General features: G+C 73.0%; 14 protein-coding genes. 7 read left to right on the top strand and 7 right to left on the bottom strand.

Annotation, left to right across the window (positions count from 1 at the left end):
• Positions 1–52: 52 nt before the first annotated feature.
• Positions 53–1810, top strand: coding sequence for an NAD+ synthase (locus ACFQ79_RS27360; protein WP_383588280.1), 1758 nt, complete (start codon positions 53–55; stop codon positions 1808–1810).
• Here the strand turns inward: ACFQ79_RS27360 and ACFQ79_RS27355 are convergent.
• The 4 genes from ACFQ79_RS27355 to ACFQ79_RS27340 all read right to left on the bottom strand — a co-directional run bounded on the left by ACFQ79_RS27355 (position 1779) and on the right by ACFQ79_RS27340 (position 6999).
• Positions 1779–3029, bottom strand: coding sequence for an MFS transporter (locus tag ACFQ79_RS27355; RefSeq protein WP_383588277.1), 1251 nt, complete (start codon positions 3027–3029; stop codon positions 1779–1781). The two genes, ACFQ79_RS27360 and ACFQ79_RS27355, sit on opposite strands and share 32 nt — an antisense overlap.
• A 170-nt stretch (positions 3030–3199) precedes the next feature.
• A complete protein-coding gene (locus tag ACFQ79_RS27350) occupies positions 3200–4225 on the bottom strand; it encodes an endonuclease/exonuclease/phosphatase family protein (RefSeq protein WP_383588274.1) in 1026 nt (341 codons plus the stop codon).
• Between the two features lie 212 nt (positions 4226–4437).
• Positions 4438–5109 carry a TetR/AcrR family transcriptional regulator gene (locus tag ACFQ79_RS27345; protein ID WP_383588270.1) on the bottom strand — a complete coding sequence of 224 codons (672 nt, stop codon included), beginning with the start codon at positions 5107–5109 and terminating at the stop codon, positions 4438–4440.
• A 60-nt stretch (positions 5110–5169) separates the two neighbouring features.
• A complete protein-coding gene (locus ACFQ79_RS27340; protein ID WP_383588267.1) occupies positions 5170–6999 on the bottom strand; it encodes an MFS transporter in 1830 nt (609 codons plus the stop codon).
• Between the two features lie 236 nt (positions 7000–7235).
• On the opposite strand from ACFQ79_RS27340, the gene panB reads away from it, so the two are divergent.
• The 3 genes from panB to ACFQ79_RS27325 all read left to right on the top strand — a co-directional run bounded on the left by panB (position 7236) and on the right by ACFQ79_RS27325 (position 10063).
• On the top strand, positions 7236–8099 hold the full coding sequence (panB, locus tag ACFQ79_RS27335) for a 3-methyl-2-oxobutanoate hydroxymethyltransferase (RefSeq protein ID WP_383588263.1): 864 nt from the start codon (positions 7236–7238) through the stop codon (positions 8097–8099).
• A 120-nt stretch (positions 8100–8219) separates the two neighbouring features.
• A complete protein-coding gene (locus tag ACFQ79_RS27330; protein WP_383588260.1) occupies positions 8220–9212 on the top strand; it encodes an ATP-binding cassette domain-containing protein in 993 nt (330 codons plus the stop codon).
• A complete protein-coding gene (locus tag ACFQ79_RS27325) occupies positions 9209–10063 on the top strand; it encodes an ABC transporter permease (RefSeq protein WP_383588257.1) in 855 nt (284 codons plus the stop codon). The genes ACFQ79_RS27330 and ACFQ79_RS27325 overlap by 4 nt, the downstream gene beginning before the upstream one ends.
• A gap of 15 nt (positions 10064–10078) precedes the next feature.
• Here the strand turns inward: ACFQ79_RS27325 and ACFQ79_RS27320 are convergent, their stop codons facing one another.
• Positions 10079–13408 (bottom strand): BTAD domain-containing putative transcriptional regulator, encoded by a 3330-nt coding sequence (locus ACFQ79_RS27320; RefSeq protein ID WP_383588254.1) that lies wholly within the window; start codon positions 13406–13408, stop codon positions 10079–10081.
• A 114-nt stretch (positions 13409–13522) separates the two neighbouring features.
• Between ACFQ79_RS27320 and ACFQ79_RS27315 the strand changes: the two genes are divergently transcribed.
• Entirely contained in the window at positions 13523–14317 is a 795-nt protein-coding gene (locus ACFQ79_RS27315; RefSeq protein WP_383588251.1) for a site-2 protease family protein, read from the top strand.
• A 67-nt stretch (positions 14318–14384) separates the two neighbouring features.
• Here the strand turns inward: ACFQ79_RS27315 and ACFQ79_RS27310 are convergent, their stop codons facing one another.
• Both ACFQ79_RS27310 and npdG read right to left on the bottom strand, forming a co-directional pair.
• Positions 14385–14570 (bottom strand): hypothetical protein, encoded by a 186-nt coding sequence (locus ACFQ79_RS27310; protein WP_383588248.1) that lies wholly within the window; start codon positions 14568–14570, stop codon positions 14385–14387.
• A 101-nt stretch (positions 14571–14671) separates the two neighbouring features.
• Positions 14672–15385: an NADPH-dependent F420 reductase gene (npdG, locus tag ACFQ79_RS27305; protein WP_383588246.1), complete on the bottom strand. Its 714-nt coding sequence runs from the start codon at positions 15383–15385 to the stop codon at positions 14672–14674.
• Positions 15386–15492: 107 nt separating this feature from the next.
• Between npdG and ACFQ79_RS27300 the strand changes: the two genes are divergently transcribed.
• Both ACFQ79_RS27300 and ACFQ79_RS27295 read left to right on the top strand, forming a co-directional pair.
• Positions 15493–16095, top strand: coding sequence for a hypothetical protein (locus tag ACFQ79_RS27300; RefSeq protein WP_383588243.1), 603 nt, complete (start codon positions 15493–15495; stop codon positions 16093–16095).
• Positions 16096–16210: 115 nt separating this feature from the next.
• Positions 16211–17530: an MFS transporter gene (locus ACFQ79_RS27295; RefSeq protein WP_383588240.1), complete on the top strand. Its 1320-nt coding sequence runs from the start codon at positions 16211–16213 to the stop codon at positions 17528–17530.
• The last annotated feature ends 12 nt before the right edge of the window (positions 17531–17542 follow it).

Here is a 17542-nt window from a genome sequence, read left to right as displayed (position 1 = left end):
TCACGGCCCGTTTCCCAGGACATCGCGTCGGTCTGACGATTACACTGGCCGGGTGCCTCAACTACGCCTCGCCCTGAATCAGATCGACTCGACCGTCGGAGACATCGCCGGGAACGCCGAGGCGATCGTGCACTGGACCCGGCACGCCGCCGGACAGGGCGCGCATCTCGTCGCGTTCCCCGAGATGGCGCTGACCGGATACCCCGTCGAGGACCTCGCGCTGCGCTCCTCGTTCGTCGAGGCCTCGCGGACGGCCCTGCGCGGTCTCGCCCGCCGGCTCGCGGACGAGGGCTTCGGGGAGGTGGCGGTCGTCGTCGGCTACCTGGACCGCTCCGAGCGGGCGGAGCCGAAGCTGGGCCGGCCGGCCGGTTCGCCGGAGAACGCCGCCGCCGTGCTGCACCGGGGTGAGGTGGTGCTGCGCTTCGCCAAGCACCACCTGCCGAACTACGGCGTCTTCGACGAGTACCGCTACTTCGTCCAGGGCGACACCCTGCCGGTCGTCACGGTCCACGGGGTCGACGTGGCCCTGGCGATCTGCGAGGACCTGTGGCAGGAGGGCGGCCGGGTCCCGGCGGCGCGTCACGCGGGGGCGGGGCTCCTGCTGTCGGTCAACGCCTCGCCGTACGAGCGGGACAAGGACGACACGCGCCTCGAACTGGTCCGCAGGCGGGCCCGGGAGGCCGGGTGCGTGACCGCGTATCTGGCGAGCACGGGCGGTCAGGACGAGCTGGTCTTCGACGGCGACTCGATCGTGGTGGACGCGGACGGCGAAGTGATCGCGCGGGCCCCGCAGTTCGTCGAGGGCAGCGTGATCCTGGACCTGGAGCTGCCGGCGGCCGAGGCCGAGGCGCCGGAGGGCCTGGTGAACGACGGGCTGACGATCGACCGCGTGGTGCTCTCGGAGGAGCCTCTGCCGGCGTACGAGCCGGAGCTGACGGGCGGTTACGCGCACCGGCTGGACGACATCGAGGAGGTGTACTCGGCGCTGGTCATCGGTGTCCGGGCGTATGTCGCGAAGAACGGTTTCCGCTCGGTGATCGTCGGCCTCTCCGGGGGCATCGACTCGGCGCTCGTCGCCGCCATCGCCTGCGACGCGCTCGGCTCGGAGAACGTGTACGGGGTGTCGATGCCCTCGAAGTACTCCTCCGACCACTCGCGCGGCGACGCCGCCGAGCTGGCCCGCCGCACCGGGCTCCACTACCGCACGGTGTCGATCGAGCCGATGTTCGACGCGTACATGGGCGCGCTCGGCCTCACCGGCCTCGCCGAGGAGAACCTCCAGTCGCGGCTGCGGGGAACGACCCTGATGGCGCTCTCCAACCAGGAGGGCCACATCGTCCTCGCCCCGGGCAACAAGTCCGAGCTGGCGGTGGGCTACTCGACGCTGTACGGCGACTCCGTCGGCGCGTTCGGGCCCATCAAGGACGTCTACAAGTCGACCGTGTTCCGGCTGGCGCGCTGGCGCAACCGGGCGGCCGAGGAGCGCGGCCAGACCCCGCCGATCCCGGAGAGCTCGATCAGCAAGCCGCCGAGCGCGGAGCTGCGCCCGGGGCAGGTCGACACGGACTCGCTGCCGGACTACGACACCCTGGACGCGGTCCTCGCCCTGTACGTGGACCAGGACCGGGGCCGGGACGAGATCGTGGCCGCCGGCTTCGACGAGGAGCTGGTCACGAGGACGCTGCGGATGGTGGACACGGCGGAGTACAAGCGGCGCCAGTACCCGCCGGGCACCAAGATCTCGGCGAAGGGCTTCGGCAAGGACCGGCGCCTGCCGATCACGAACCGCTGGCGGGAGACGACGAGCTGACCTGCTGCCCGGCAGCGGGGGAAGCTTCGGCGAGGGGGCTCTGCGCGACGACGCGCGAGGCCCCCTCCGTCGTACCCCGGTCGCGGTCGAGGAGGCCCGCCACCGCCGCGATCGCCAGGCCCACCACCGTGAGGACCGCGCCGACCAGGGTCGGCGAGGTCCAGCCCCAGCCGGCGGCGACAGCGGCGCCGCCCGCCCAGGCGCCGCCGGCGTTGGCGAGGTTGAAGGCGGAGTGGTTGGAGGCGGAGGCGAGCGTCGGGGCGTCCTTGGCCTTGTTCATGACCAGCATCTGGAGCGGGGTGGTGGTCATGAAGCCGACGGCGCCGAGCACCACGACCGTGACCAGGGCCAGCCAGGGCACATGGATCGTGAAGCGGAAGGCGACCAGGGCGAGGACGAGGGCGGCGAGCGAGCCGTACAGCGTCGGGCGGAGCGCCCGGTCGGTCAGCGGGCCGGCGGCGAGCGCCCCGCCGGTCATGCCGAGGCCGAAGAGGGCGAGGACGACGGTGACGGTCGAGTCGCCGAAGCCCATCACCTCGGTGGTCATCGAGGCGAGGTAGGAGTAGACGGCGAAGACCCCCGCGAAGCCGAAGACGGCGGTGAGCAGACCGAGCAGCACCTGCGGGCGGCGGAGCGCGCGCACCTCGCGGCCCAGGCTCTGCCGCTCGTCCACGGGGACGTGCGGCACGAGACGGGCGAGCGCGGCCATGGCGAGCAGGCCGATGACGGAGACGACGAGGAAGGTGGCCCGCCAGCCGAGGTGCTGTCCGAGCAGGGTCGCGGCGGGTACGCCGAGGATGTTGGCGACGGTCAGGCCGAGGAACATGGTGGCCACCGCCCGTGCCTGGCGGCCCTCGCGCACGAGCCGGGCGGCGACGACCGCGCCGAGCCCGAAGAACGCGCCGTGCGGGAGCCCGGCGAGCACCCGGCCGGCGATCAGCCAGCCGAAGCCGGGGGCGAGCGCGGAGGCCAGGTTGCCGACGGTGAAGAGGGCCATGAGCAGGAGCAGCATCCGCTTGCGCGGGACGCGGGAGCCGAGGGCGGTGAGGAGCGGGGCGCCGAGGACGACGCCGATCGCGTACGCCGAGACGAGGTACCCGGCGGTGGGGACGGAGGTGCCGAGGTCGTCGGCGACCTGCGGGAGCAGGCCCATCATCACGAATTCGGTGGTGCCGATGCCGAAGGCGGAGACGGCGAGCGCGAGCAGCGCCAGGGGCATGGGGAGGGCCTTTCCGGAAGATAGTTCTTCAACGGAACAAAGGCTCTCAGATGTTTTCTTCCCGACGGCTTCCGGGGAGTGAAGAGGAGGTTTCGACCCGTGTGCTACGTGACACACGCGTCTGCCGCGTGGCGCCCGCGCCGTCGGCGCGGGACGCGGGCCGCACGTCGTCAGAACTTCACGCGGGCCGCGACCGGAAGGTGGTCGCTCTTCGTCTCCGGGAGGGCCCAGGACGACATCGGCTCGACGCCCTTGACCAGGATCTGGTCGATACGGGCCATCGGGAACGAGGCGGGCCAGCTGAAGCCGAAGCCGTCGCCCGCCGCGCCCTGGGTGGAGCGGAGCTGGGAGGTGATGCCGTTGAGCGCGCGGTCGTTCATGGTGCCGTTGAGGTCGCCGAGGAGGACGATCCGCTCGTGGCGGTCGCGGGAGATGGCCTCGCCGAGGGCGTTCGCGCTGTCGTCGCGCTGGTTGGCGGTGAAGCCCGCGTTCAGCTTGACCCGGACGGACGGCAGGTGGGCGACGTACACGGCGATCTCGCCCTGGGGGGTCACGACGTCGGCGCGCATGGCGCGGGTCCAGCCCATCCGGATGTCGACGGGCTGCGGGTCGCGCAGGGGCAGCTTGCTCCAGAGCCCGACGGTGCCCTGGACGGAGTGGTACGGGTAGGCCTTCGCGAGGCCCTTCTCGTACGCCGGGACCATGTCGCCCTTCAGTTCCTCCAGGGCGAGGACGTCGGCGCCGGACGCGGCGAGCTGCTCGGCGGTGCCGGCGGGGTCCGGGTTGTCGGCGTTCACGTTGTGGGTCGCGACGGTCAGGTCGCCGCCGGCCACGGACTTGTCGGCGACGAGGCCGCCGAACAGGTTCAGCCACACCACGGCCGGCAGCACCAGGGCGATCAGTGCGGTGGCGGAGCGGCGCAGCAGGGCGAGGACGAGGAGGAGGGGGACGAAGAGGCCGAGCCAGGGCAGGAAGGTCTCGGTGAGGCTGCCGAGGTTGCCGATCCGGTTGGGGATGTCGGCGTGGAGGACCATCAGCAGGGTGAGGGCCACCGCGAAGAGCGCGAGCAGGATGCCGCGGCGCCAGATCCCGGGGTCGCGGCGGAGTCCGCCGAGGGCGGTCCGGAAGCGGGAGGAGGTCGTCGGCCCGTTCCCCGCGCCGCCCTGCTCGGTCTCCGTCATGTCCACCCGCGCCATCGCCCGTCCTCACTGCCTTGCTGCCGTGCCGTCTTGCCGTATAGCTGTCTTGCTCCGTGACCCGACGTCGACACTAGGGGATGACGGGGTCGTCGTACGTCCGGTGGGACGACAGCCGGGGCGTGGCGGGTTCCTGCAGGTGGCACCCTGGGGCGGGCTGTGACAGAACGCGCACATTCGGCCGGGTCCGGACTTGCCGTCCCGGGCGGTGGTCAGTCCCGGGGCCGCAGGCCCTCCATCACGGTGTCGACGACCCGCTCGGCGAGGCCGGGTTCCAGGGAGGCGCCGGGGCGGATGACGGTGCGCAGGAGCAGCGGGCCCGTGAGGAGGTCGGTGACGAACTCGATGTCGAGGTCGTCGCGGATCTCCCCCTGCTCCATCCCGCGCCGGACGGTGTCCAGACTGAGGCGGCGGCGCGGTTCGATGACGGTGTGGTGGTAGACCTCCCACAGCCGGGGGTACAGCTGCATCTGCGCGAACACGTTGTGGAGCAGGCTGGAGGTCCGCTTGGCGACGCCGCGTTCGCGCAGCGACTCCAGGAGGACGACCAGGTCGCCCCGGACCGAGGTGCCGGAGAGCACCGGGTCCGGGGGTTCCACGGAGCGGAGCAGCTCGACGAACAGCTCCTCCTTGCCGGTCCAGCGGCGGTAGATGGTGGCCTTGCCGACGCCGGCGGTGCGGGCGATCCGCTCGATGGACAGCTCGGCGAGCGGGACGCCCTCGTCCAGGAGCCCGACGACCGCGTCGAAGACGGCCCGCTCGACGCCCTCGCTCCGGGGCCGGCCCCGCCGGGCGCCGGGCGCGGCACCGGTGGCGGCGCCGTTCGCGGTCCCGTCGTCGTGGGTTTCCGGGGTTCCCGGGGTCCCGCCGTCCTGCCGCGACACGTGCGCTCCACCTCTCGTTCGGACCCTCGGACACCACCGGCGCCTTCGGCACCCGGTGTCCTACCGTCGGGCCGATTCTCCCGCCTCGGAGGCCGGGCCCGGCACCGAGCCCCGCCGGGCGTCATCCTCGGGGCCGGTTCCGGGCGCCGCGGCGCCCGGTCCCGCCTCGCCCGGACCCGTCCCGCCCGGTCCGGGGACGCCCTGGCCGGGGACGCCCGGTCCCGCGGCACCTCGGCCGGGGGCACCCGGTCCGGCGGCACCCGGTCCGGGAACGCCCGGTCCGGCGGCGCCTTGGCCGGGGACGCCCGCGGTGCCCGTCGGCGTACGGCCCGGCAGGAAGACCGCGACCACCACCGCGCCGATCAGGCCGATCACCGCCGAGGCGAGCGCGGTGACGTGCATGGCGTCCAGGAAGGCGTCGTACGCCGGGGCCACCAGGTCTCGGCCCGCCGGGCCGAGCTTCTCGGCGACCGCGAGCGTCGCCTCGACGGACTCGCCCGCCGTGGCACGCAGGGCCTCCGGGACCCCGCCGAGGTGCCCCTCGATCTCGCCGCGGTACGTGGAGGAGAGCAGCGAGCCGAGGACGGCGACGCCGAGCGCACCGCCGACCTGCCGGAAGGTGTTGTTGATCGCCGAGCCGGAGCCCGCCTTCTCACGCGGCAGCGCCTGCATGATCGCGACCGTGACCGGCGGCATGATGTGCGCCATTCCCGCGCCCTGGACGAAGAAGACGACCTCCATGACCCAGACCGGGGTCGAGGCGTCGAAGAAGGCGAAGGCCGCGAGGCCGAGGGCGACCAGCAGCATGCCGGCGGTGCAGACGGCCTTGGCGCCGAAGCGTTCGACGACGAGCCGCGCGCGGGGCGCGAACACCATCTGGGCGACGGCCAGCGGCAGGATGAGCAGCCCGGACTGCAGGGCGCTGTACCCGCGGACGCTCTGCAGGTAGAAGGCGGAGAAGAAGGTCACGCCCATGAGGGCGAAGAAGACGAGCGCGATCGCGGCGACGGCGGCCGAGAACGCGGGCCTCTTGAAGTAGGTCATGTCGATCGCCGGGTGGTCGCTGCGCCGCTCGTGGAGGACGAAGAGGACCAGGACGGCGAGGCCGCCGAGGACCGGGGCGAGGACGGTGACGTCGGTGAAGTCGGCCAGTTCGCCGCCGCGGATGATCCCGTAGACGAGGAGGACGAGTCCGACGACGGAGAGCAGCACGCCGGGGATGTCGATCCGGCCGGGCCTGGGGTCGCGCGAGTCGGGAACCAGCCACGTCATCAGGGCGAGGGCGATCAGCACGACGGGCACGTTGATGAGGAAGATCGATCCCCACCAGAAGTGTTCGAGCAGGATGCCGCCGGTGATCGGGCCGATCGCGATGGCGAGGCCGACGCCGCCGGCCCAGATGCCGATGGCCTTGGGCTGCTCCTCGCGCTCGAAGACGTTCATGAGGACGGCGAGCGTCGCGGGCATGACGAAGGCGGCGCCGAGTCCCATGACGGCCCGGAAGGCGATGAGCTCGCCCGGGGAGCCGGAGAGGGCGGCGAGAGCGGATCCGATGCCGAAGACGGTGATGCCGAAGAGCAGCACCTTCTTGCGGCCGAGGCGGTCGCCGAGCAGGCCGGAGGTGAAGAGGAGCCCGGCGAAGACGAGCGTGTAGGAGTTGATCGCCCACTCCAGCTCGCTCTGGGTGGCGCCGATGCCGGTGGGCGCGGGGGCGGCGATCGTCTTGACGGCGACGTTCAGGATCGAGTTGTCGAGGACGACGATCAGCAGGCTGAGCATCAGGACGCCGAGGACGGCCCAGCGGCGCCGGTGGACGGCTTCGGGGACCCGGGGTCCGGAGGCTCCGGGGGGCACGGCGGGTGCGTCGGATGCGGAGGACGGCTGTGACATGCCCACCACCCTAGAGGCATTTCGATACGAGACCGTCTCGTATCGAAATTCCTGACCGAGCCTTTACGTTGCGGGCGTGTGAACGCCGTCACGGCGCGCGGCGCGCCCGCTCCGGCGCGCCGGTGTGAACAGCGCCACTCCGGCCCACTTCCCCGCCCGCCCGGCGAAGTGCCACCATGGATGTGGTCCGGGGACGCCGTCAGGGCGCCTCGAGATGACACAAGGAGCCGTGCACCATGACGCTTCAGGCTGCCCAGAAACCGCCCGCCGACAGCAGCAAGGCGCTGTACGGCGGCACGGGCACGCGCCGCATCACCGTCCACGACATCGCCGCCGCCAAGACCCGCGGCGAGAAGTGGCCCATGCTCACCGCCTACGACGCGATGACCGCGTCCGTCTTCGACGAGGCCGGCATCCCGGTGATCCTCGTCGGCGACTCCATGGGCAACTGTCACCTCGGCTACGACACCACCGTGCCCGTCACGATGGACGAGATGACGCTGCTCTCCGCCGCCGTCGTCCGGGGCACGAAGCGCGCCCTCGTCGTCGGCGACCTCCCCTTCGGTTCGTACCAGGAAGGGCCGGTCCAGGCCCTGCGCAACGCCACCCGGCTGGTCAAGGACGCGGGCGTCGGTGCGATCAAGCTGGAGGGCGGCGAGCGCTCGCTGCCCCAGACCGAGCTGCTCGTCCAGGCCGGCATCCCCGTCATGTCCCACCTGGGCCTCACCCCGCAGTCCGTGAACACCATGGGCTACCGGGTGCAGGGCCGCTCCGACGAGGCCGCGCACAAGCTGCTCCGCGACGCGAAGGCGGCGCAGGACGCGGGCGCGTTCGCGGTCGTCCTGGAGCTCGTGCCGGCCGAGCTGGCCGCCGAGGTCACCCGCTCGCTGCACATCCCGACCATCGGGATCGGCGCGGGCGCCGGCACCGACGCCCAGGTGCTCGTCTGGACCGACATGGCCGGTCTGACGGGCGGCAAGGTCCCGCGCTTCACCAAGCAGTACGCCAACCTCCGCGAGACGCTCGGCGACGCCGCGCGCGCCTTCGCCGAGGACGTCAGCGGCGGGGCGTTCCCCGCCGAGGAGCACACCTTCCACTAGTTCCGCGACAGGCCCACACAGCCACTGCGGCACCACCCGACAGCCCGCCGACATCCCCCATCGGCGGGCTGTCGGTCGTCTGTCGGAGGATTGTCGGTGGCCCCTGGTCTAGTAGGGGCCATGACGCGATCACACACCAACGCCGTCGAGGTCCGGGGCCTCGTGAAGCACTTCGGCGACACCAAGGCCCTCGACGGGGTCGACCTGGACGTACGGGAGGGCACCGTCCTCGGCGTGCTCGGCCCGAACGGCGCCGGGAAGACCACCCTCGTCCGCTGCCTCTCCACCCTCCTCGTCCCGGACGCCGGGACCGCCACCGTCGCCGGGTACGACGTGGTGAAGCACCCCCGCCAGCTGCGCCGCACCATAGGGCTCACCGGTCAGTACGCCTCGGTCGACGAGAAGCTGTCCGGCTGGGAGAACCTGTACATGATCGGGCGGCTGCTCGACCTCTCCCGCGCCGACGCCCGCCGCCGGGCCGACGAGATGCTGGAGCGCTTCTCCCTCACCGACGCCGCCAAGCGGCCCGCCATGAACTACTCGGGCGGCATGCGGCGCCGGCTCGACCTCGCCGCCTCGATGATCGGCCAGCCCGCCGTCCTCTACCTGGACGAGCCGACCACCGGTCTCGACCCCCGCACCCGCAACGAGGTGTGGGACGAGGTCCAGCGGATGGTCTCGGAGGGCGTCACCGTCCTCCTCACCACCCAGTACATGGAGGAGGCGGAGCAGCTCGCGAACGAGCTGACCGTCATCGACAAGGGCAAGGTCATCGCCCAGGGCGGCGTCGACGAGCTCAAGGCCAAGGTCGGCGGCCGGACCCTGAAGATCCGCCCGGTGGACCCTGGCCACCTGCCCGCGATGGCCGCCGCGCTCCGCGAGACCGGCCTCGACGGGATCGCCGGATCGACCGTCGTGCCCGACGAGGGCGCGCTGTACGTGCCGATCCTCACCGACCAGCAGCTGACCGCCGTCGTGGCGCTGCTCGGCGCCCGCGGCTTCGGCATCGCGCACATCGGCACCCATCTGCCCAGCCTGGACGAGGTGTTCCTGGCCATCACCGGCCAGAAGACCAGCGTTTCCGACGAGATCAACGAGGAGGTCGCCGCATGAGCACGACCACGGTCACCAAGTCCCCCGTCGGATCCCCGAGTCCGGCTGCCGCGCGGCGCGCGCCCGTCGCCGAGGGCCGGATCGGTCTCCGCGCCAACCTCCGCCACATCGGCGCGCTGGCCCGCCGCAACGCGCTCCAGATCAAGCAGGACCCGGAGTCGATGTTCGACGCCGTCCTGATGCCGATCATCTTCATCCTGCTCTTCGTGTACGTCTTCGGCGGCGCGATCGCCGGCAAGGGCAACAACGACGTCTACGTCAACTACGTGACGCCCGGCCTGATGGCGATGATGGGCATGAACATCGCGATGGCCGTCGGCGTGGGCATCAACGACGACTTCAAGAAGGGGGTCATGGACCGGTTCCGGACGATGCCGATCGCCCGGTCCTCCGTCCTCATCGCGAAGATCGTCGTCGAGGTCGGCCGGATGCTGATCGCCACCGCGATCCTGCTCAGCATGGGCTTCCTGCTCGGCCTGGAGATCCACACCTCGGTGCTGCACCTCTTCGCCGCCATCGGCCTCTCGATGGTCTTCGGGGCATCACTGATGTGGATCTTCATCCTGCTCGGGCTGACCCTGAAGACCGCCCAGGCCGTCCAGGGCATGGCGATGCTGGTCCTGATGCCGCTGCAGTTCGGCTCCTCGATCTTCGCCCCGACGACCTCGATGCCGGGCTGGCTCGAGACCTTCACCGACTACAACCCGCTGTCCAACCTCGCCGACGCCGCCCGCAACCTGATCAACGGCGGCCCGGTCGCCCACTCGGTGTGGATGACCCTCGGCTGGGCCCTCGTGATCACGGTCGTCACGGCGCCCCTGGCGGTGACCAAGTTCCGCAAGAAGACCTGAGTCCACCACGGGGGTTCAGGACTCGGCGCGCTCACTGATCGCGTCGGCGGCGCGACCGAGCAGGGCGGCGGCCTCTTCCAAGGAGAGGCCGTCGCCTTCCGCGTGTGCCGCGCCGAACGCGTCCTCGCCGAGCACGGACCGGGCCAGCTCCGTCGCCCGCCGCAGGTTGTCCACTTCGAGCGACAGCGACAGGTGCCCCGCCGGCCGCAGGCCCTCCGCCGCCCCGAGCAGCACCCCGCCGATCCGCGCCACCGGCCCGCCGAGACCCACGAGGGCCCAGGCCGCGACGGCCAGGTGCACCGAGGGCATCTGCGGCGCCACCATCAGCGAAAGATCGCCCATGGAGCGCTCGTACGCCTCCTTGACCAGGGCGAACCCGGACGCGTACCGCTCCTCGACCACATCGAGCCAGCCCAGGCTGCCGATGGCGAAGCCCTCGAAGAGCGAGAGCGTCTCGGAGCTGAACTCCTTCCGCAGCTCGTTCAGCTGCTCCCGGGCCTCGTCGAAGCGCCCGCTGCGGCCGAGCGCGAGACCGAGGAACAGCCGGGCGCCGAGCAGCGGTTCGTGCCCCAGGCTGGTGCCCCCCTCGACGATCTCGCGGAGGATCGCCTCGCCCTCCTCCAACCGCCCGGTCTCGACGAGGACACTGGCGTACCGGGCCCGCAGCAGCGCCATCTGCGACTGGGCACCGATCCGTTCCGCGTAGCCGATGGCGGCGACGTAGTCCGCGGCCGCGCCCTCGAACTCGAGCCGGCGCTCGCGGGACTCCGCGCGGGAGGACAGCGCCTCGGCCGCTCCCCAGGCGTCGCCGAGCCGTTCGAAGATCTCCAGGCTCTCGTCGGCGTCCACGCTCGCGCCGCGGGCCATGTCGGACCGGTTGGCGGACATGTTGGCGCGCATCTGGAGCGCGTTGCCGAGTTCCCAGGTGTAGCCGTGGCGGCGGCAGGCGTCGACGGTCGCGTCGAGGAGCTCGCGCAGTCGGCCCGCCTCTCCGATGATGAGGACCGCGAAGACGGCGAAGGAGCCGGGCAGCCGGCAGGTCTGGGGCAGACCCGGCGTGTAGACGCCGGTCATCTCACGGAGCCGGTGCACCCCGTCGGGGCGGGTCCACCGCCCGGTGTCGTGGTCCATGTTGAGGAGTTCGACGAGCCGTACCCCGCGCCGGGCCTCCCAGCGCTGCTCCTCCGAGAGCGGCGGCGGCGTCGCCGTGCACGGCTCGTGCAGGGGTACGACGGGGGCGGCGGGCGGGGTGAAGGGGTCGGGTCCGAGGGCCGCGGCCGCCCTCGCCCAGTGCAGGGCGTCGGTCCGCAGGTCGCGCATCTGCCAGTACCAGAGCAGGGAGTGGACGAGGACGAGGGCCTCGTCCTCCTCGTGGGCGTCGACGGCCCGGCGCAGGGCGGTCCGGATGTTGCCGTACTCGCGCCCGAAGCAGGCGATGGCGGCGACCTGGCCCGATCCGCGCAGCTCGGGATCGGTACGGCGGGCCAGCTCGCGGTAGTACGTCAGATGGCGCCGCTCGACCGCCGCCCGTTCACCGGCCTCGTCGAGCCGCTCCCCCGCGTACTCCGCCACGGTCTCCAGGAGACGGAAGCGCATCCCCTCGTCCCCCGGGCCGGCCACCACGAGCGACTTGTCGACGAGCGCCCCCAGCAGATCCAGTACGTCGAGCGCCTCGCCGGTCTCGTCGTCCGTGCAGACCGCCTCGGCCGCCGCCAGATCACAGCCGCCCGTGAAGACCGCGAGCCGTCGCAGCACCGCGCGCTCCACCCCGTCGAGCAGGTCCCACGACCAGTCCACCACCGCCCGCAGCGTCTGCTGTCGCGGCAGCACGGTCCGGGCCCCCGTCGTCAGCAGCCGGAACCGGTCGTCGAGCCGGTCCGCGATCTGCCGCGACGTCAGCATCCGCAGCCGGGCCGCGGCCAGTTCGATCGCCAGCGGCAGGCCGTCGAGACGGCGGCAGATCTCCTCCGCCGCCTCGGGGTCCTCGCCCACGGTGAACCCCGGCCGCGCCGCCGCGCCCCGCTCGTCCAACAGGCGCATCGCCGTGCCCACCGGCAGCGGGGCCAACGGCCGTACCAGCTCACCCGGCACCCCCAGCGGCTCCCGGCTCGTCGCGAGGACCCGGAGTCCCGGGCAGCGGGCGAGCAGGGTCTCGGCCAGTTCGGCGGCGGCGGTCACGACGTGCTCGCAGTTGTCGAGGAGCACCAGCATCCGGCGGCCCGCGCAGTGCTCGACGAGCCGGCCGAGCGGGTCGTCGCCGGCCCGGAGCTCCTCGGCACCCGCGCCCCGCAGGACGGTCTCGCGGGCGCCGACGGCCGCGAGGACCGCCTCGGGGACGGCCTCGGGGTCGGTGACGGGGGCGAGTTCGGCGACCCAGACGCCGTCCGGCCAGGCCCCGCCGGCGGCCCCGCGCTCGGCGGCCTCCTGCGAGAGCCGGGTCTTCCCTGCGCCGCCGGGGCCGAGCAGGGTGACGAGCCGGGCGTCCTTCAGGTCCCTGCGGAGGGCGGCGATCTCCTCGTCCCGGCCGACGAAGCTGGTGAGCCGGGCGCGCAGGTTGCCGGGGGAGGTGGCGGGCGCGCGGTCCGGCTCGGGCTTCGGCCCGCGCCTCGGCTCCGCCCTGGGCCCCTGGGTCAGCAGCTCCGCGTGGAGGGCGCGCAGGGCCGGTGACGGGTCCGTGCCGAGGCGGTTGGCGAGGGCGCGCCGGACCGACTCGTACGCGGCGAGGGCCTCGGCCGCGCGCCCGGTGTCCCGCAGGGCCCGGATCCGCAGCGCCTGCAGGGTCTCGTCCAGGGGGTGGGCGGCGCAGAGGGCGGTCAGTTCGGGGAGGGCCGCGGGCGCCTCGCCGAGCCCGAGGGCGGCGTCCAGCCTGGCCCGGCGGACGTCGAGGCGACGGGCCTCCCAGCGGGGGGCCTCCGCGTCCCGGTCGGGCAGGTCGGCGAGGGCGGGCCCGCGCCAGAGCCCGAGGGCCTCGTCGAGGAGGGCGGCGGCACGGGCCGGGTCCCCGCCGCCGAGCGCGGCGACGCCCTCGACGGCCAGGTGCTCGAAGCGGCGGGCGTCCACGTCCTCGGGCCGGGCGTCGAGCCGGTAGCCGCCCTCGGCGGAGACGATCCGGTCCCGGCCGAGGGCCTTGCGGAGCCGTCCGACGAGGGCCTGGAGCGCGGCGACGGCGTCGGCGGGCGGTTCGTCGCCGTGCCACACCTCGTCGACGAGGTCCGGTACGGGCACGGTCCGGCCGGCCCGCAGTGCGAGGACGGTGAGCAGGGCGCGGACCCGGGGGCCGCCGACGGCCACGTCGGTGCCGTCGGGTGTGCGGGCGAGGGTCGGGCCGAGGACGGAGTAGTGCACGGGCCCATTCTCCGTGAGAGGGTCCCCGACTCCGGAACTCGCCCCGTCACCCGATACGTTTCCCGCACATCAGGCACCGAACGACGCCACCTCCGTCCCCTGGGAGCTTCAGCGATGACCACGGCCACCACCCGGCGCCACGAGCGGCGGATCAGCCCCGTCTTCCTGGCGATCCTCGCCGTCATGGCCGTCACGGGCTGGGCGGTGTGGACGGACTTCGCCGCCCTGCCCGGTCTGGCGATCTTCCTCTTCGTGACCTCGGCGTGGGTGGTGTCGCTCTGTCTCCACGAGTACGCGCACGCCCGTACGGCCCTGCACGGCGGTGACATCACGGTGGGGGCGAAGGGCTATCTGACCCTGAACCCGCTGGCGTACACCCACGCCGTCCTCAGCGTCGTCCTGCCCGTGCTGTTCGTGATCATGGGCGGGATCGGTCTGCCGGGCGGCGCGGTCTTCATCGAGCAGGGCCGGATCAAGGGCCGCTGGAAGCACAGCCTGATCTCGGCGGCGGGTCCGCTCGCGAACGTGCTGTTCGCGCTCGTCTGCACGGCCCCGTTCTGGCTGGACGCGCTCGACGGCGTCCCGCTCGCGTTCCAGTTCGCGCTGGCCTTCCTGGCGTTCCTCCAGGTGACCGCGGCGCTTCTGAACCTGCTGCCGGTGCCGGGCCTCGACGGGTACGGGATCGTCGAGCCCTGGCTGTCGTACAAGGTGAAGCGGCAGATCGAGCCGTACGCGCCGTACGGCTTCTTCATCGTGATCGCGCTGCTGTTCGTGCCGGCGGTCAACGACGGCTTCTTCGACGCGATCGACGCGCTGATGCGCTCGCTCGGGGTGCCGGAGCTGTCCCGCTACTGCGGCTCGCAGCTGTTCCGCTTCTGGCAGGAGGCGCCGGAGATCTGCCAGGTCTGAGGCGGCGGCCGGTGAGCGCCCGGGGGCCGGTGAGCGCCCGGGGGCCGGTCCGGCCTCCGGGGCGGGTCTAGGCCTCGGCGTTCGCGGCCTTCTCGACCTTCGCGCGGCGGAGGTAGTACCAGGCCATGTTGGAGGACAGGCCGGCGATCAGGATCCAGACGACGCCGAGGAAGCTGCCCTCGACGAAGGAGACGACGGCCGCGGCGACGGCCAGGGCGCAGACCACGAGGGCGAAGAGGGCGAGGCGGGGCATGGGGGTCGGCTCCTGTCCGGGTACGGCTGCTGTGCCCGTCCAGTGTCCCCCATGCCCGCCGTCCGGCCCGGACCGGCTCGGGCGTGCTGCCCGGAAGCGGCTCAGATGTCGGTGACGCGCAGCCCGGCGTGGGCCTTGTAGCGGCGGTTGACCGAGATCAGGTTGGCGACGAGCGACTCGACCTGGTGGGCGTTGCGCAGCCGGCCGGCGAAGACGCCGCGCATGCCGGGGATGCGGCCGGCGAGGGCCTGGACGAGCTCTACGTCGGCGCGCTCCTCACCGAGGACCATCACGTCCGTGTCGATCTCCTCCAGGGAGGTGTCCTGGAGGAGGACGGCGGAGAGGTGGTGGAAGGCGGCGGCGACGCGGGAGTCCGGGAGGAGCGCGGCGGCCTGCTCGGCGGCGGAGCCCTCCTCGGGCTTGAGCGCGTAGGCGCCCTTCTTGTCGAAGCCGAGCGGGTTGACGCAGTCCACGACGAGCTTGCCCACGAGCTCCTCGCGCAGGGACTCCAGGGTCTTGGCGTGGCCGTCCCACGGCACGGCGACGATCACGATGTCGCTGCGGCGGGCGCAGTCGGCGTTGTCGGCGCCCTCGACGCCGTGGCCGATCTCACCGGCGGCCTCCTGGGCGCGGTCGGCGGCGCGGGAGCCGATGATCACCTTCTGTCCGGCCTTGGCGAGCCGGTAGGCGAGGCCGCGGCCCTGGTCGCCGGTGCCGCCGAGGACGCCGACGACGAGTCCGGAGACGTCGGGGAGGTCCCACGGGTCCTTGGGGGCGGCCTTGGCGGCGGGGGTGCTGGGAGTCGAGGAAGTCATGGACCCGACACTACCGAGCGGTCGGCTCCGCCGGGGCGGCTCCCGTACGGGTGGAACGACCACGACCGGCCACGCGAAGCCCTCCGTCTGGTGCAGGATGCGGGGCCATGGATGCCGTACGGGTCGCGTTGCTGCGGGAAGTGCTCGCCGGGACGGAGTGGCCGCGGGCGGCCCGCCGGTTCGCGGGCGCGCTGAGGTCTTCGGTGGTGCCGCACCGGGGCGGGCTGCTCCTGGTCGGCACGGAGGAGTACGAGCCCTGGCACCTGGCGGCGCACCTGGTCGACGAGTCGGCCTGGTCGGGGATCCCCGAGCTGGCGCCGACGCTGGTACGGCACCGGGTGCGGCCGGGCGATCCGGCGCATCTCGCGGTGGGCCTCGGCCGGCTGGAGCTGGCGGGGCGGGGGGCGACGCTGCTGCTGGTGGCGCCGGAGCGGCCGGACGCGGGCCTGTTGCAGCGGGTGCACGACGCCCGGCGGGCGGGGGCGACGGTGCTGTCGCTCGACGGGGGCGACGAGGAGGTGCGCGGGCTGGCGCACGAGACGCTCACGGTGGCGGAGGGTGCGGAGGTCGATCTGGACACGGTGCAGCATCTGGTGAGCGCGGCGGCCGGCGAGAACAGCCTGCCGTCACCGCGGGGGCACCGCCGCTTCCGCGACCGGCTCTCCGACCTCGCGGACCGGCTGACGGCGCCGCCGCCGGCGCGCTGGTAGGCGGAGGCCGGTCCGCCCGGAGCGGTCGCCGCCGGCCGGTGCGGTCGCCGCCGGCCGGTGCGCGAGCGGGAAAATCGTTTGCCTCGTCCGGTTCGTCACCGCAGCATGGCCTCTCGTGTCCCCTGCCTTCGCGAAGCTCTCCGCGCTCCTGCCCGATCTGGCGCCGTGGCGCGCGTCCCGGGACTTCCGGCTGCTCTGGGTGCAGGGGCTCGTCACGTACTTCAGCAGCGCGATGGCGATGATCGCCCTGCCGCTGCAGATCAAGGAGCTCACGGGCTCGCCGCTCGCCGTCGGCGCGATGGGCGCGGTCGAGCTGGTGCCGCTGGTGGTGTTCGGCCTGTACGGCGGGGCGCTCGCCGACGCCGTCGACCGGCGGAAGGTGATCCTCCTGACCGAGGCGGGTCTCGGCCTGCTCGCCGGGCTCCTGCTCGTCAACTCGCTGCTTCCGACCCCGATGCTCTGGCCGCTGTACGTGGTCGCGGCCGGTGTCTCGGCGCTCGCGGGGCTCCAGCGGCCGGCCCTGGACTCGCTCCTGGCCCGGATCGTGCCGCACGAGCACCAGACCGCGGCGGCCGCGCTGAACTCGCTGCGCTGGCAGATGGGCTCGATCGCGGGCCCGGCGCTCGCGGGCCTGGTCGTGGCGTACGCGGGTCACGCGCCCGCGTACGGGGTGACCATCGTCGGATTCGCCGCCTCGGTGGTGCTGTGCCGCCGGCTCTCGCCCGCGCCGCCCGCGCACGACGCGGAGAAGCCCTCGCTGCGGGGCATCGCGGAGGGCGCGCGGTACGCCTGGTCGAGGCCGGTGCTGCTCGGCACGTACGCGGTCGACCTCGCGGCGATGTTCTTCGCCTTCCCGAACACGATCTTCCCGTTCCTCGCGGACGAGCTGGACGCGGACTGGTCGCTCGGCCTGATGTACGCGGCGGGTTCGGTCGGCTCGCTGGTGCTGGGGCTGACCAGCGGCTGGACGTCGAAGGTGCGCCGGCACGGGCTGCTCGTGGTCGCGGGCGCCGCCGGCTGGGGTCTGGCGATCGCGGCGGCGGGCTGGTTCGGGAACATCTGGCTGGTCCTGCTCTGCCTGGCCTTCGCCGGGGCCGGCGACATGCTGAGCGGCCTGGGCCGGGCGACGATCTGGAACCAGACGATCCCGGAGGAGCTGCGCGGCCGGCTCGCGGGCATCGAGGTGCTCTCGTACAGCGTCGGCCCGCAGCTGGGCCAGGTCAGGGCGGGCGCGATGGCGGGCTGGACCGGCACCCGGTCGGCCGTCTGGACGGGCGGCGTGGCCTGCGTCGCCTCGGTGGGCCTGCTCTGCCTGGCGCTGCCGAAGCTCCTCACGTACGACTCCGAGACCGACGAGGACTCGCTGCGCCGCAAGGCCCAGCAGGAAGCGGCTCAGCAGGAAGCGGCGGAGCGGGAGGCGGCCGGGACAGTGTGAACGGTCCCGGCC

It is taken from the genome of Streptomyces sp. NPDC056480 (assembly GCF_042795405.1).
GTDB lineage: Bacteria > Actinomycetota > Actinomycetes > Streptomycetales > Streptomycetaceae > Streptomyces.
Note: the sequence above shows the minus strand (reverse complement) of the source record. Positions and strands in the feature narration are given on the sequence as shown.

Excerpts from the sequence above, each read along its gene's own strand:
- ACFQ79_RS27355 (WP_383588277.1), bottom strand. The coding sequence starts at position 3,029 with ATGCCCCTGGCGCTGCTCGCGCTCGCCGTCTCCGCCTTCGGCATCGGC.
- ACFQ79_RS27350 (WP_383588274.1), bottom strand. The coding sequence starts at position 4,225 with ATGGCGCGGGTGGACATGACGGAGACCGAGCAGGGCGGCGCGGGGAAC.
- ACFQ79_RS27340 (WP_383588267.1), bottom strand. The coding sequence starts at position 6,999 with ATGTCACAGCCGTCCTCCGCATCCGACGCACCCGCCGTGCCCCCCGGA.
- panB (WP_383588263.1), top strand. The coding sequence starts at position 7,236 with ATGACGCTTCAGGCTGCCCAGAAACCGCCCGCCGACAGCAGCAAGGCG.
- ACFQ79_RS27330 (WP_383588260.1), top strand. The coding sequence starts at position 8,220 with ATGACGCGATCACACACCAACGCCGTCGAGGTCCGGGGCCTCGTGAAG.
- ACFQ79_RS27325 (WP_383588257.1), top strand. The coding sequence starts at position 9,209 with ATGAGCACGACCACGGTCACCAAGTCCCCCGTCGGATCCCCGAGTCCG.
- ACFQ79_RS27315 (WP_383588251.1), top strand. The coding sequence starts at position 13,523 with ATGACCACGGCCACCACCCGGCGCCACGAGCGGCGGATCAGCCCCGTC.
- ACFQ79_RS27310 (WP_383588248.1), bottom strand. The coding sequence starts at position 14,570 with ATGCCCCGCCTCGCCCTCTTCGCCCTCGTGGTCTGCGCCCTGGCCGTC.
- npdG (WP_383588246.1), bottom strand. The coding sequence starts at position 15,385 with ATGACTTCCTCGACTCCCAGCACCCCCGCCGCCAAGGCCGCCCCCAAG.
- ACFQ79_RS27300 (WP_383588243.1), top strand. The coding sequence starts at position 15,493 with ATGGATGCCGTACGGGTCGCGTTGCTGCGGGAAGTGCTCGCCGGGACG.